This window comes from Nitrospirillum amazonense, from assembly GCF_007828045.1.
GTDB classification, from domain to species: Bacteria; Pseudomonadota; Alphaproteobacteria; order Azospirillales; family Azospirillaceae; genus Nitrospirillum; species Nitrospirillum amazonense_C.
Genome location: NZ_VITN01000012.1, coordinates 17,423 through 31,034, shown reverse-complemented (window position 1 = coordinate 31,034; position 13,612 = coordinate 17,423). Strand labels below are relative to the sequence as shown.

The 13,612-nt window shown below is 67.4% G+C and carries 11 protein-coding genes; 6 read left to right on the top strand and 5 right to left on the bottom strand.

Going from position 1 to position 13,612, the window contains the following annotated elements:
• Positions 1-77: 77 nt before the first annotated feature.
• The 6 genes from FBZ89_RS18315 to FBZ89_RS18290 all read left to right on the top strand — a co-directional run bounded on the left by FBZ89_RS18315 (position 78) and on the right by FBZ89_RS18290 (position 8,585).
• Complete coding sequence (locus FBZ89_RS18315; protein WP_040847021.1) at positions 78-494, top strand: MerR family transcriptional regulator; 417 nt, start codon at positions 78-80, stop codon at positions 492-494.
• A 131-nt stretch (positions 495-625) separates the two neighbouring features.
• Positions 626-1,762 (top strand): thiolase family protein, encoded by a 1,137-nt coding sequence (locus FBZ89_RS18310; protein ID WP_145751325.1) that lies wholly within the window; start codon positions 626-628, stop codon positions 1,760-1,762.
• A gap of 26 nt (positions 1,763-1,788) precedes the next feature.
• Positions 1,789-4,131: a 3-hydroxyacyl-CoA dehydrogenase/enoyl-CoA hydratase family protein gene (locus tag FBZ89_RS18305; protein ID WP_145751324.1), complete on the top strand. Its 2,343-nt coding sequence runs from the start codon at positions 1,789-1,791 to the stop codon at positions 4,129-4,131.
• A gap of 77 nt (positions 4,132-4,208) precedes the next feature.
• Positions 4,209-6,002, top strand: coding sequence for an acyl-CoA dehydrogenase C-terminal domain-containing protein (locus tag FBZ89_RS18300; RefSeq protein WP_145751323.1), 1,794 nt, complete (start codon positions 4,209-4,211; stop codon positions 6,000-6,002).
• Between the two features lie 233 nt (positions 6,003-6,235).
• On the top strand, positions 6,236-7,579 hold the full coding sequence (locus FBZ89_RS18295) for a DUF1329 domain-containing protein (RefSeq protein ID WP_186457426.1): 1,344 nt from the start codon (positions 6,236-6,238) through the stop codon (positions 7,577-7,579).
• A gap of 304 nt (positions 7,580-7,883) precedes the next feature.
• Complete coding sequence (locus tag FBZ89_RS18290; protein ID WP_145751322.1) at positions 7,884-8,585, top strand: LuxR C-terminal-related transcriptional regulator; 702 nt, start codon at positions 7,884-7,886, stop codon at positions 8,583-8,585.
• A gap of 2 nt (positions 8,586-8,587) precedes the next feature.
• Here the strand turns inward: FBZ89_RS18290 and FBZ89_RS18285 are convergent, their stop codons facing one another.
• The 5 genes from FBZ89_RS18285 to uvrC all read right to left on the bottom strand — a co-directional run bounded on the left by FBZ89_RS18285 (position 8,588) and on the right by uvrC (position 13,442).
• Positions 8,588-9,892 (bottom strand): ATP-binding protein, encoded by a 1,305-nt coding sequence (locus FBZ89_RS18285; RefSeq protein WP_145751321.1) that lies wholly within the window; start codon positions 9,890-9,892, stop codon positions 8,588-8,590.
• A 240-nt stretch (positions 9,893-10,132) separates the two neighbouring features.
• The gene (locus FBZ89_RS18280) at positions 10,133-10,609 is read right to left on the bottom strand and encodes a molybdenum cofactor biosynthesis protein MoaE (protein WP_145751320.1); all 477 of its coding nucleotides are present in this window, start codon (positions 10,607-10,609) and stop codon (positions 10,133-10,135) included.
• A gap of 1 nt (position 10,610) precedes the next feature.
• Positions 10,611-10,862: a molybdopterin converting factor subunit 1 gene (gene moaD, locus FBZ89_RS18275; protein ID WP_145751319.1), complete on the bottom strand. Its 252-nt coding sequence runs from the start codon at positions 10,860-10,862 to the stop codon at positions 10,611-10,613.
• A 5-nt stretch (positions 10,863-10,867) separates the two neighbouring features.
• Positions 10,868-11,494: a CDP-diacylglycerol--glycerol-3-phosphate 3-phosphatidyltransferase gene (gene pgsA / locus FBZ89_RS18270; RefSeq protein ID WP_145751318.1), complete on the bottom strand. Its 627-nt coding sequence runs from the start codon at positions 11,492-11,494 to the stop codon at positions 10,868-10,870.
• A 73-nt stretch (positions 11,495-11,567) separates the two neighbouring features.
• Entirely contained in the window at positions 11,568-13,442 is a 1,875-nt protein-coding gene (gene uvrC, locus FBZ89_RS18265) for an excinuclease ABC subunit UvrC (RefSeq protein WP_145751448.1), read from the bottom strand.
• Positions 13,443-13,612: the final 170 nt, after the last annotated feature.

Here is a 13,612-nt window from a genome sequence, read left to right as displayed (position 1 = left end):
ACTTTACGTTTACGTAAACGTAAGGCGCCGACCCTCCGCTGAAAGAGAGGGGTTCGGCCAGCCCAGGGAGAGGACCCATGCCCGACGGAGCGCCCGTGACGGCGGTGGAAGAGACCTACACCATCAGTCAACTGGCCGAGGCGTTCGAGCTGACGCCCCGCACCATTCGCTATTACGAAGACGAAGGCCTGTTGACCCCGCGCCGCGAGGGGCAGCAGCGGGTCTATACCCATCGCGACTGGGCGCGGCTGAAGCTGATCATGCGCGGAAAGCGTCTGGGCTTCACCATTGCCGGCATCAAGGACTTCCTTGACCTCTATGAGGTGGGCGACGCCCAGGTGCCGCAGATGCGCTTCCTGCTGAGCAGCGCCCGCGACCGTATCGCCACCCTGGAACAACAGCTGCGCGACGTGCAGCAGACCCTGGTCGACCTCAAGGAGATCGAGGGGCTGGTGGTCGATCACCTGGCCCGCAAGGGCGCCCTGGACGCCTGACAGCGCCCAGCCTGCATCCCCTTTCCCGCCGTGCCGGGGACGCATCCCGGTCCGGCCTTTCCCGCGTCATCCCCCATCCGGCGCCCGCCAAATGAGGCGCCGCCCCGTTTGCCAAGGCGAGGAACACACCAATGACTAAAGCCGTTATCGCCGGTTACGCCCGGTCCCCGTTCACGCTGGCCAACAAGGGCGACCTGGTGAAGGTCCGTCCCGACGATCTGGCCGCAACGGTGATCAAGGCGCTGGTCGAGCGCACGGGCGTGAACACCGCCGATCTGGAAGACCTGATCGTCGGCTGCGCCTTCCCGGAAGGGGAGCAGGGCTTCAACGTCGCCAAGCTGATCGGCATGATCGCCGGCCTGCCCCAGGGTGTGGCGGGCACCACGGTCAACCGCTTCTGCGGCTCCTCCATGCAGGCCATCCACATGGCGGCGGGCGCCATCGCCCTGGGCGCTGGCAAGGCCTTCATCGCCGCCGGTGTCGAGAGTATGACCCGCATCCCCATGGGCGGCTTCAACCCCATGCCCAATGCGGCCCTGCACGCCGCCAACCCCGGCGCCTACATGGCCATGGGCATCACGGCCGAGAACCTGGCCAAGAAGTTCGGCTTCAGCCGCGCCGACCAGGAGGCCTACGCCGTCACTTCGCACCAGAAGGCCGCCGCCGCGCAGGCCGCCGGCCGTCTGGCCGATGAGATCGTCGGCATCGACGTGAAGGGCAAGCTGGTGGACAAGGACGGCTGCATCCGTCCGGAGACCACCGCCGAGGGCCTGGCCGGCCTGAAGCTGGCCTTCGACCAGGAGGGCACCGTCACCGCCGGCACTTCCAGCCCGCTGACCGACGGCGCCTCCGCCACGCTGGTGACCAGCGAGGAATACGCCAAGGCCCACGGCCTGCCCATCCTGGCCCGCATCCGCTCCGTCGCCGTGTCCGGCTGCGACGCCACCATCATGGGCTACGGCCCGGTGCCGGCCTCGCGCAAGGCGCTGGAGCGCGCCGGCCTGACAATCAAGGACATCGACATCGTGGAGAGCAACGAGGCCTTCGCCGTGCAGTCCATGACCGTGGCGCGCGAACTGGGCTTCGACCCCGCCAAGGTGAACCTGGACGGCGGCGCCATCGCCCTGGGCCACCCGCTGGGCGCCACCGGCGCCCGCATCACCGGCAAGGCCGCCAGCCTGCTGAAGCGCGAAGGCAAGCAGTTCGCGCTGGCCACCCAGTGCATCGGCGGCGGCCAGGGCATCGCCACCGTCCTGGAAGCGGTCTGATCGGCCCCCGGTTGAGGAGAGACCCCATGGAAATCAAAAGCGCCGCCGTCATCGGCGCCGGGGTGATGGGCAGCGGCATCGCGGCCCACATCGCCAACGCGGGCATTCCCGTCTTCCTGCTGGACATCGTTCCCCAGGCCGTGAAGGACAACGGCGGTGACCGCAGCGTCGTCGCCAAGACGGCGGTGGAAAAGCTGCTGAAGGGCGAGCCCGCCGCCTTCATGCACAAGGACGCCGCCCGCCTGGTGACCCCGGGCAACACGGAAGACGATCTGGAGAAGCTGAAGGACGTCGACTGGATCATCGAGGCGGTGATCGAGAACAAGGACATCAAGCACGCGCTGTACCGCCGCCTGGACGCGGTGCGCAAGCCGGGCTCGGTCGTCAGCTCCAACACCTCCACCATCCCGCTGGAGATCCTGCTGGAAGGCGCTGGCGAGCAGTTCGCGGCCGATTTCATGATCACCCACTTCTTCAACCCGCCGCGCTACATGCGGCTGCTGGAGATCGTGGCCGGCCCCAAGACCCGCAAGGACGCCGTCGACATCATTCGCCAGGTGTGTGACGTGCGCCTGGGCAAGGGCGTCGTGCACTGCAAGGACACCCCCGGCTTCATCGCCAACCGCATCGGCACCTACTGGTTCCAGGCGGCGGTGAACGCGGCCGAGGATCTGGGCCTGACGGTGGAGGAGACCGACCTGATCACCGGCAAGCCCATGGGCCTGCCCAAGACCGGCACCTTCGGCCTGCTGGACCTGGTCGGCATCGACCTGGGGCCGCACATCGCCAAAAGCCTGCTGTCCACCCTACCGGCGCAGGACGATTACCGCCGCGTCTACCGCGAGAATCCGCTGCAGGCGAAGATGATCGCCGAGGGCTACACCGGCCGTAAGGGCAAGGGCGGCTTCTACCGCCAGACCAAGACGCCGGACGGCAAGCGCATCCGCGAGACCATCGACCTGAAGACCGGCGCCTACCGCCCGACCGTGAAGGCCGAGCTGGCGTCGGCCAAGGAGCGCAGCCTGAAGGGCCTGGTGACCCACAGCGACAAGGGCGGCCAGTACGCCTGGAAGGTGCTGAGCCAGGCGCTGGCCTACGCCGCCAGCCTGGTGCCGGAGATCGCCGACACCATCCTGGACGTCGATGCCGCCATGCGCCTCGGCTACAACTGGAAGCAGGGCCCGTTCGAGATGATCGACGCCCTGGGCACGGCCTGGTTCGCCGAGAAGCTGACCGAGGCCGGCCTGCCGGTGCCGGCCCTGGTGACGCTGGCCGCCGGGCGCCCCTTCTACAAGGTCGAGGGCGGCCGCCTGCACTACCTGACCACCCAGGGCGAGTACGCCGTGGTGGAACGGCCCGAGGGCGTGCTGCTGCTGTCCGACGTCAAGCGGGCGTCGAAGCCGGTGGCCAAGACGGCGTCGGCGGCCCTGTGGGATATCGGCGACGGCGTGCTGTGCCTGGAGTTCACCGGCAAGATGAACGCCCTGGACGACCAGGTGATGGCGCTCTACCGCAAGGCCATCGACATCATCGGCGACGGCAAGTCCGGGGCCTACAAGGCACTTGTCATCCACAACGAGGGCGACAACTTCTCCGTCGGTGCCAACCTGGGCCTGGCCCTGTTCGCGCTGAACATCGCCCTGTGGCCGCAGATCGAGCAGGCGACCGCCGAGGGCCAGCAGACCTACAAGGCGCTGAAGTACGCGCCCTTCCCGGTGGTGGGCGCGCCGTCGGGCATGGCGCTGGGCGGCGGCTGCGAGATCCTGCTGCACTGCGACGCGGTGCAGGCGCATGCCGAAAGCTACATCGGCCTGGTCGAGGTCGGTGTGGGCTTGGTCCCCGGCTGGGGCGGCTGCAAGGAAATGCTGTTCCGCCACACCTACAACAAGAAGCGCCCGGGCGGCCCCATGCCCCCCATCGCCAAGGCCTTCGAGTATATCAGCACGGCCAAGGTGGCGAAGTCGGCATTCGAGGCGAAGGAGATGCTGATCCTGCGTCCGACCGATGGCATCACCATGAACCGCGACCGGCTGCTGGCCGACGCCAAGGCCAAGGCCCTGGAACTGGCCAAGGACTACACGGCGCCGGAGCCGCTGGAAATCCGCTTGCCCGGTCCCGGCGCCCGCACGGCGCTGGACATGGCGGTGGAAGGCTTCCACGGCCAGGGCAAGGCCACCGACCACGACGTGGTGGTGTCCGGTGAACTGGCCTGGGTGCTGAGCGGTGGCGACACCGACATCACCACGGTGCTGACCGAGGACGATCTGCTGGATCTGGAGCGCGAGGCCTTTATGCGCCTGGTGCGCACGCCTGGCACCATCGACCGCATCGACCACATGCTGTCCACCGGCAAGCCGCTGCGCAACTGACGTTCTCATGGGGGGCCGGGGCGGGCGACCGCCCCGGCGTTTTCCCCCAGAACCCTTGGAATTCAAGGAATTCTCCGATGCCGACCTACAAGGCGCCGCTCGAAGACATCGATTTCGTCCTGAACGATCTGCTGCATGCAGAGAACCTGACCAAGCTGCCGGGCTTCGAGGACGCCACCCGCGACCTCGTCTCCAGCATCCTGGAAGAGGCGGCCAAGCTCTGCGAAAACGAGCTGCAGCCCCTGAACCGCCCCGGCCATGAGGAAGGCTGCCACTACGAGAACGGCGTGGTGCGGACGCCCAAGGGCTTCAAGGAAGCCTACCAGGCTTACGTCGATGGCGGTTGGCAGGGCCTGTCCATGGACCCGAAGTACGGTGGCCAGGGCTTGCCCCACGCCATCACCTTCGTGCTGGAAGAGCTGCTGATCTCCGCCAACATGGCCTTCGCCATGTACCCGGGCCTGACCCAGGGGGCGTGGAACGCCATCCACACCCACGGTAATGATCAGCTGAAGGACACCTACCTGCCCAAGATGACCACGGGCGAGTGGTCCGGCACCATGTGCCTGACGGAGCCGCACTGCGGCACCGACCTGGGTCTGATCAAGACCAAGGCCGTCCCCAACGACGACGGCAGCTACAGCATCACCGGCACCAAGATCTTCATTTCCGCCGGTGAGCATAACCTGACCAGCAACATCATCCACCTGGTGCTGGCCAAGCTGCCGGACGCCCCCCCGGGCGTGAAGGGCATCAGCCTGTTCCTGGTGCCCAAGTTCCTGCCGACCGCGGACAATCAGCCCGGTCCGCGCAACGGCGTCATGTGCGGCTCCATCGAGCACAAGATGGGCATCATGGCCAACGCCACCTGCGTCATGAACTTCGACGACGCCAAGGGCTGGCTGGTGGGTGAGCCGCACAAGGGCATGCGCGCCATGTTCACCATGATGAACGCCGCCCGCCTGGGCGTGGGCATGCAGGGCCTGGGCATCGCCACGGTCGCCTACCAGAACGCGCTGACCTACACCAAGGAACGCCTGCAGGGCCGGTCGCTGACCGGCGCCAAGGAGCCGGAGAAGGCCGCCGACCCGCTGATCGTCCATCCGGACGTGCGCAAGAACCTGATGACCATCAAGGCCTTCACCGAGGGCGCCCGCGCGTTGGGCTACTGGGTGGGCATCCAGCTGGACCAGGCCGACCATAACCCGGACCCCAAGGCCCGGGCCGAGGCGGACGAGTTCGTGGCCCTGCTGACGCCGGTGGTGAAGGCTTACTTCACCGACATGGGCTATGAGTGCGCCACCATGGCCCAGCAGATGTACGGCGGCCACGGCTACATCCGTGAATGGGGCATGGAGCAGTTCGTGCGCGATGCCCGCATTGCCATGATCTATGAGGGTGCCAACGGCATCCAGGCGCTGGATCTGGTGGGCCGCAAGCTGGGCCAGGACATGGGCCGCCTGCTGCGCCGCTTCTTCCACCCGCTGGCGGGTGAGCTGGAGTCGGCGATGGAAGACACGGACCTGCTGGAATTCGCCGGCCCGCTGGCCAAGGCCTTCGGCAAGCTGCAGCAGGCCACGGCCATCGTCGCCCAGAGGGGGATGAAGAACCCGGACGAGGCCGGTGCCGCCTCTACCGACTACCTGCGCATCTTCGGCCTGGTGGCCCTGGGCTGGATGTGGCTGCGCATGGTCAAGGTGGCGAACGCCAAGCTGGCCGAGGGCAGCAACGGCAAGAGCGGCTTCTACGAGGCCAAGATCAAGACCGCCCGCTTCTTCGTCCAGCGCCTGCTGCCGGAGGTGGATTTCCGCTTCAAGGCCCTGATGTCGGGGGCCAAGACCGTCATGGACCTGGAAGCCGACCTGTTCTGAGGCCCACACGTGCTTTTTCTCCGTCGATGCCGGTTCGACAGCCATTGCGCGCCGTCCCGGCATCGACCAAACTATTGAAATGAGAGGATCAAACGCCAATCCCGGGACAGTTGTCCATGAGGTGGGGGGATCCTTGAATTGGGCGTTTGGGAATGTGCGTTTGAACCAAGACCCACTCGGCTAATGAGACGCGCGCGTCGGCGGACGGCCGGCCGCATAAGGGAGGAAAAAGGATGAAGTGGACCAACACCGCGTTGGTTGGCGGCGCCTTCGCCGTCTTTCTCGGGGGCATGGCGGGCGTCGCCATGGCGCAGTCCGCGGCTGATCTGGGCAAGACCCTGACGCCGAACGGCGCCGAAAAGGCAGGCAACAAGGATGGCACCATCCCGGAATGGACGGGCGGCATCACCGCCCCGCCGGCGGGGTACAAGGCTGGCGGCGTCTACGTCGATCCCTATGCCAGCGACAAGCCGTTATTCACCATCACCGGCCAGAACATGGCCCAGTACGCGGACAAGCTGCCGGAAGGCCTGAAGGCCCTGCTGAAGCAGTATCCCGACTACAAGATGAACGTCTATCCGACGCACCGCAGCGCCTCGCTGCCCAAGAGCGTCTATGACGAGACGCTGGCCAATGCCACCCGCGCCAAGCTGGTGGACGACGGCAACGGCGTCGAGGGCGCCAAGGTGGGCGTGCCCTTCCCGATTCCCAAGACGGGCGTGGAGGTGGTGTGGAACCACATCCTGCGCTGGAAGGGCAAGCAGCTGGAGCGCAGCTACGGCGCCGCCAACCCGCAGGCCGACGGCTCGTACACGATGATCAACATCAACGAGAAGTCAAAGTTCCTGTACTCCGATACCGGTCCTGAAGGCCAAACCTCGCTGTACTTCCAGCAGGAAGTGACGGCGCCGGCCCGCCTGGCGGGCGAAATCCTGCTGGTGCATGAGACCATGGACCAGGTCAAGGAGCCGCGTAACGCCTGGACCTACAACCCCGGCCAGCGCCGCGTGCGCCGCGCGCCCAACGTCGCCTACGACAACCCGGGCACGGCCTCGGACGGCCTGCGCACCTCCGACCAGCTGGATGTCTTCAACGGCTCCCCCGACCGGTACGAGTGGAAGCTGGTGGGCAAGAAGGAGATGTACGTCCCCTACAACGCCTATCAGCTGCAGAGCGACAAACTGACCTACGACCAGTTGGTCAAGGCCAAGCACATCAACCAGGACTACGCCCGCTATGAGCTGCACCGGGTGTGGGTGGTCGAGGGCAAGCTTAAGTCTGGCACCAGCCACATCTATCCCCGCCGCACCTTCTATGTGGATGAGGACAGCTGGGGCATCCTGGTCGCCGACCAGTACGACAGCCGCGACCAGCTGTGGCGCGTGACCGAGGCCCACGGCATCAACTTCTATGATGTCCAGACCTTCTGGGCGGGCCTGTTCGCCGTGTACGACCTGCAGTCGGGCCGTTACACCGCCAGCGGCTTCACCAACCAGGAGAAGCCCTACAACTTCAACGTCAACCTGACGGCGGCCGACTTCTCGCCGGACAGCCTGCGCCGGTCCGGCGTGCGCTGAGGCTTGAAGCTGGGATTGGAAGGAACAGGCGGCGGGGGACGCGCCCCCGCCGCCGATACCCGGCCCTGACGGGCTGGCTACCACTGGGATCGCATCCGGCCGGGTTCAGGTCCGCCGGAGGCGTAAAGCCCGCGGGAGGAAGGACGCACCTCCCGCGGGCTTTTCCTTTTTCACCGCTGGAAATGGCGCCGGTCAAGTTTCCCTAAACGTAAAGGGGCAGGCGGGGCTTGATCTTGACCGGCCGTCGGGTAGGGAAAGCCGTCGGGTAGGGAAAATAGCCCCGTCGCGCGGTAAGCTCCGCCTCATGACACATCCTCCCCGCCACGGCGTCAGAACCGACCGTTTCTCGGCACGGGCCGTCCCGTCCCATCGGCGCGGCCACCGGGAACGCGGTCGTCCGCCCCATGCCGACGTGCTGACGCCGGCGGAATGGCGGGTGGTCGAGGCCGTCCGCCACGGCCTGACCAATCCCCAGATCGCCCGGCGGCAGGGTGTCAGCATCGACGCGGTGAAATACCACGTCACCAATGTCCTGCAGAAGCTGGGCTTCGCCAGCCGCGCCGAACTGCGGCGCTGGCAGGGTATTCGCCGCGACAGCAACCTCGCCCGCAAGGAGGCGTCATCCATGGAACCGCAAGCCAGCCTGGGACCGGTGGGCCAGATCGCCCGCCATGTGGCGGACATCGCGGCGGCCCGCCGCTGGTATGGCGAGGTGCTGGGGCTACCGCACCTCTATTCCTTCGGCGGCCTGGCCTTCTTCGATTGCGGCGGCCTGCGCCTGTTCCTGTCCGAAGGGGAGGGGCCGGCCGAGTCCATCCTCTATTTCCGGGTCGGCGACATCCAGGCCATGCACGCCACCCTGACGGCGCGGGGTGTGGAATTCATCAACGCCCCGCACGTCATCCACCGACATGGGGACGGGACGGAGGAATGGATGGCTTTTTTCAAGGACAACGAGGGCCGCCCCCTGGCGCTCATGACCCAGGTGCCCCCCGCGACCGCGTGATGTCAGGCGGTAGCGCGCGCGTTGCCGGCCTCATTCTCCGGCGCGGGCAGGCGCACGGTGACGATGGTGCCCCGGCCGGGAACGCTGGCGATGTCCAGGCTGCCGCCCAGCATCTCCACGAAGCGCTTGGTCAGGGGCAGGCCCAGGCCGGTGCCGCGCACGCCCGGTTGTTGCGCGCCCCGCACCTGGCCGAAGGGCTTGAGCGCGATGGGCAGCTCATGCGGGGCCATGCCCACGCCGGTGTCGCGCACGATCAGAATCAGCGCGCCGCCCTTGTCGTCGGCCTGCACTTCCACCGTCACCCGGCCACCGCGCGGCGTGAACTTCAAGGCGTTGGAACCCAGGTTCAGGATGATCTGCCGCACCTTTTCTGGATCGGTGCGCAGGCGCAGCGGCTGCTCCGGCACCTTTACCGTCAGGTCCACGCCGCAGTCGGCGGCCAGGGTGCGCAGCATGCGGGTGCTGTCCTGCACCGCGCGGCCGATGTCGATGTCGCGGATGTCCAGGGTCACCTGGCCCGACTCGGCGCGGCTGAGATCCAGCGTGTCGTCGACGACGGCGGCCATGTGGCTGGCGGCGGCGTGCACATCCTCCACGTATTCCAGATAACGGGCGTCGCCCAGCGGCCCATGGAACTCCCGCCGCAGCAGGTCGGCGAAGCCCAGGATGGCGTTCAGGGGCGTGCGCAGTTCGTGCGTGGCATGGGCCAGGAACTCTGTTTTCTGGCGGATTTCCGTGCGGGTCTGCTCCAGTGCCGCCAGCAGGGTCCGCTCCCTCTCCTGCATCGTTTCCAGCGACTCCAGCAGGCGGGCGGTGCGGTCCTTGACCTGGATGTCCACCTGCCGCTGCTGCTGCGCCACCTGGCGGCTTAGGAACTGCCGATGGGCGGCGCCGGCCACGCGGGTCACCACCTCCATCGGGTCGCAATTGTGGGCGATGAAATCGCTGACGCCCCGCCGGCGCGCCTCCTCGCGGGCGGCGGCGTCCAGCACGCCGGTGCGCAGCAGCAGGGTGGGACGCTCCCCTGCCGCCAGCTGGGCCAGCGTGCCGAGGGCGGCCATCAGCGTGGCTACGGCGGCAGGGCTGTCGCCCGGCTGGTTCAGCACCAGAACGTCGGGGGACAGGTCACGGCAGTACTGCGGCAAATCCTGGAGATCCTGCCGGCAATGCACGAAACGGAATCCACCCTGGCGCAACAAATCCACCAGAGAAATCAGCAATCCCTGGTTGCCATCGACCAGCAGGACGGTGGCGTTACGTTGGTCTTGAGCCAGGAGGTTGGCCGGGGTCTTGAATAGTTCGGGCATGGGGTCTCTAGAGCTGATCCCCTACTTTACAGGATTCCCGTACCTTTGTCCCGGTCCGTGAGCGTCGGTGGCACTAAAAGCAAAGTCTTGGCCAAAGGTTTAGTTAACGAGTCAGAGACTAGCCAAGAGGTATTAGATTCGGCATATGAACCAGGCATAAACGATTCGGTCGACTCGTTGCCTAAAAATTTCCCGGTATTTTTTGGGGTTTTATAAGCGCTTGGGGTGGTGAGACCGGTATCACGGCGCGCGTTTGTACCAACGCTCCGCCGCCTGGTCGTCCTCCTCCTTGGCGGCCACCCAGCGGGCGCCGGCCGGCGTCTCCTCCTGTTTCCAGAAGGGCGCCTTGGTCTTCAGCCAATCCATCAGGAACCAGCAGGCCTCGAACGCGGCGGCGCGGTGGGCGCTGGCGCAGGCGGCCAGCACGATGCGGTCGCCGGGTAGCAGGCGGCCGTGGCGGTGGATGATCAGCACGCCGTCCAGGGGCCAGCGGGCCCGCGCCTCCGCCTCGATGGCGGCCAACTGCCGCTCCGTCATGCCGGGATAGTGCTCCAGGGTCATGGCGCTGACGGAGTCGCCGCCCGCCCCATCGCCCTTGGACATGTCGCGCACCAGCCCGACGAAGCTGGCCACGCCGCCGATGGACGGGTTGCCGTCGGTCAGGGCCGCCAGTTCGGCGCCCACGTCGAAATCCTCCGCCTGGACGCGTATGGCCATGTCAGCCCCCGGTCACCGGTGGGAACAGCGCGACCTCGTCCCCCGGCGCCACGGGATGGTCCAGGCCGACGTAGTCCTGGTTCACCGCCACCTTGACCACCGCGCGGTTGGCCAGCGCGTCGGCGTAATGGGGCCCGCGGGTTTGCAGCCAGGTGATCAGGTCGCCGGTGGTGGCCACGCCGGCGGGCGGCGCCACCTCTTCCTCCGCGGTGCCGATCTTGGCGCGCAGCCAGGCGAAATAGAGGATGCGCATGGCGGTCAGGCCCCCGTGCGCACGGGGGCGGCCGCCGGCGCCTTGGCCGCCGGCTCCACCTGGGCGGGGGCGCCCGCCGGGGCCAGCATGTGGCGCAGGCCGGCGCGCAGGTAATCCCAGCCGGTAATCAGGGTCAGCACGGCGGCGGCCCACAGGCCGATCTCCCCGATGGGGCGAACATACAGCCAGTCGGGCCCGTGGTCGCCCACGATCAGCCAGCCGATGGCCATCAGCTGGATGGCCGTCTTCCACTTGGCCAGGCGCGAGACGGGGACGCCGACGCGCAGGCCGGCCAGGAACTCCCGCAGGCCTGACACCGCCACCTCGCGCAGCAGGATGATCACGGCGGGCAGCACGGCATGGCCCACGATCTTGTGATCGGCCACCAGCAGGAACAGCACCGCCGCCACCAGAAGCTTGTCGGCGATGGGGTCCAGGAAGCGGCCGATGATGGATTCCTCGTGCCAGGCCCGGGCCAGATAACCGTCGAAATAGTCGGTGATGGCGGCCAGGGCGAACAGCCCGGCGGCCGTCCAGGCCGTCCAGGTCGCCGGGAACCACAGCAGGGCCAGGATGACGGGGATCAGCACGATCCGCGACAGGGTCAACAGGTTGGGCAGGCTGGTCAGCATGAAGCGGTCCGGCGATTTCAGGCGGGGGCGATCACAGGCGGCACGGTTTGGCGCGGTGTCTTGACGGTGGAGTTTAGCCGTCCGGATGGAAGTGGTCATAGATGATTTTGGCGACGGCGTCCGATATCCCGTCCACCGCGCGCAAGTCAGCCAGTCCTGCGCGCGAAACGGCCTGGGCGGAGCCGAAATGCAGCAGCAGCGCCTTCTTGCGCTTGGGTCCAATGCCCGTTACTTCGTCCAGCGGGCTGGCGCTGATGGCCTTTTCCCGGCGCTGGCGATGGCTGCCGATGGCCCAGCGGTGGGCCTCGTCGCGCAGGCGCTGCAGGAAATACAGCACGGGGTCGCGCGGGTCCATGCCGAAGGGCGCCTGGCCCGGCATGAAGAAACGCTCGCGCCCCGCGTCGCGGTCGGGGCCCTTGGCGATGCCCACCAGGGCGATGTCGGACAGGCCCAGTTCGGCCAGCACCTCCACCACCACGCCCAACTGGCCCTCGCCGCCGTCGATCAGCAGCAGGTCGGGCCAGGTGTCGCCCGTGCGCTCCGGATCCTCCTTCAGCGCGCGCTCGAAACGACGGGTCAGCACCTCGCGCATCATGGCGAAGTCGTCGCCGGCGGCTTTGGGGTCGCGGATGTTGAACTTGCGGTAGGCGTTCTTGATGAAGCCGTCCGGCCCCGCCACCACCATGCCGCCGATGGGGTGGGCGCCCTGGATGTGGCTGTTGTCGTAAATCTCGATGCGGGTGGGCGGCGCCTCCAGCCCGAACAGCTCGGCCACGCCGGCCAGCAGCTTGGCCTGGCTGCCCGTCTCGGACAGGCGGCGGCCGTGGGCCTCGCGCGCGTTGGTCAGCGCATGGTCCATCAGGCGCTTCTTGTCGCCGCGCTTGGGCACGGCCAGCTCCACCTTGCGGCCCGCCCGCAGGGTCAGGGCCTCGGCCAGCAGCTCCTGCTCCTCCGCGTCCTCGCTGATCAGCACCAGGCCGGGGGCGGTGCGGTTGTCGTAGAACTGGGCGATGAAGGCGGACAGCACCTCCGCCGTGCCCTGGTTCTTGTCGTGGCTGGGGAAATAGGCGCGGTTGCCGTTGTTGCGCCCGCCACGGAAGAAGAACACCTGGATGCAGGTGCTGCCGCCGTCCTGGTAGGCGGCGATGATGTCCGCGTCCTCCATGCCCTCGACATTGATGTCCTGGTGGGCCTGGATGGCGGTCAGCGCGCGGATACGGTCGCGCATCTTGGCGGCGGTCTCGAAGTCCAGCGCCTCCGCCGCCTCCATCATGGCGCTCGCCATGCGGGTCTGGATGTCGCGGCTCTTGCCCGCCAGGAAGGCGGCGGCCTCGTCCACCTGCTCGCCATACTGGGCGCGGTTGACGCGGCCGACGCAGGGGGCGGTGCAGCGCTTGATCTGGAACTGCAGGCAGGGGCGGGTACGGGTGGAAAACACGCTGTCGGTGCAGTTGCGCAGCAGGAAGGCGCGCTGCAGGGCGGTGATGGTGCGGTTGACCGCCCCGGCCGAGGCGAAGGGCCCGAAATAGTCGCCGGCCCGGTCGCGCGCGCCCCGGTGCTTGATCAGGGCCGGGTAGTCATGGTCCCGGGTGATCATGATGTGGGGGAAGGTCTTGTCGTCGCGCAGCAGCACGTTGTACCGCGGCATCAGACGCTTGATCAGGTTGGATTCCAGCAGCAGCGCCTCGACCTCGGTATGGGTCGTGACGAACTCCATGGTCACCGTCTCGGCCACCATGCGCTGCAGCCGCACGGGCAGCTTGGCCGGCACGGTGTAGTTGGCCACCCGGCGCTTCAGGTTGCGGGCCTTGCCCACGTACAGGACGTCGCCGCCCTCGTTCATCATGCGGTAGACGCCCGGCGTCACCGGCAGGGTGCGCAGGTAGGCCTTGATGGTTTCCACCCCCCGGTTCAGATCGGCCACGGTGCGGCGGCGCACCTTGGGCATCGCCTCGGCGGGCATCGCCTCGGCCGGCGCCGTCTCTATGGGGGCGGCCTCGGGCGTTTCAACGGGTGTGTCGGGGGTGGTGTCGGTCATGGCCATGGGGCGGACACTCTGCCCATTGGCGGTCCCGGGTCAATGGCCATCGCGTCGCGTTCGCGCTCCCCCGGTTGTGC

Coding starts and splice junctions, on each gene's coding strand:
- FBZ89_RS18315 (WP_040847021.1), top strand. CDS start 78: ATGCCCGACGGAGCGCCCGTGACGGCGGTGGAAGAGACCTACACCATC.
- FBZ89_RS18310 (WP_145751325.1), top strand. CDS start 626: ATGACTAAAGCCGTTATCGCCGGTTACGCCCGGTCCCCGTTCACGCTG.
- FBZ89_RS18305 (WP_145751324.1), top strand. CDS start 1,789: ATGGAAATCAAAAGCGCCGCCGTCATCGGCGCCGGGGTGATGGGCAGC.
- FBZ89_RS18300 (WP_145751323.1), top strand. CDS start 4,209: ATGCCGACCTACAAGGCGCCGCTCGAAGACATCGATTTCGTCCTGAAC.
- FBZ89_RS18295 (WP_186457426.1), top strand. CDS start 6,236: ATGAAGTGGACCAACACCGCGTTGGTTGGCGGCGCCTTCGCCGTCTTT.
- FBZ89_RS18290 (WP_145751322.1), top strand. CDS start 7,884: ATGACACATCCTCCCCGCCACGGCGTCAGAACCGACCGTTTCTCGGCA.
- FBZ89_RS18285 (WP_145751321.1), bottom strand. CDS start 9,892: ATGCCCGAACTATTCAAGACCCCGGCCAACCTCCTGGCTCAAGACCAA.
- FBZ89_RS18280 (WP_145751320.1), bottom strand. CDS start 10,609: ATGGCCATACGCGTCCAGGCGGAGGATTTCGACGTGGGCGCCGAACTG.
- moaD (WP_145751319.1), bottom strand. CDS start 10,862: ATGCGCATCCTCTATTTCGCCTGGCTGCGCGCCAAGATCGGCACCGCG.
- pgsA (WP_145751318.1), bottom strand. CDS start 11,494: ATGCTGACCAGCCTGCCCAACCTGTTGACCCTGTCGCGGATCGTGCTG.
- uvrC (WP_145751448.1), bottom strand. CDS start 13,442: ATGCCCAAGGTGCGCCGCCGCACCGTGGCCGATCTGAACCGGGGGGTG.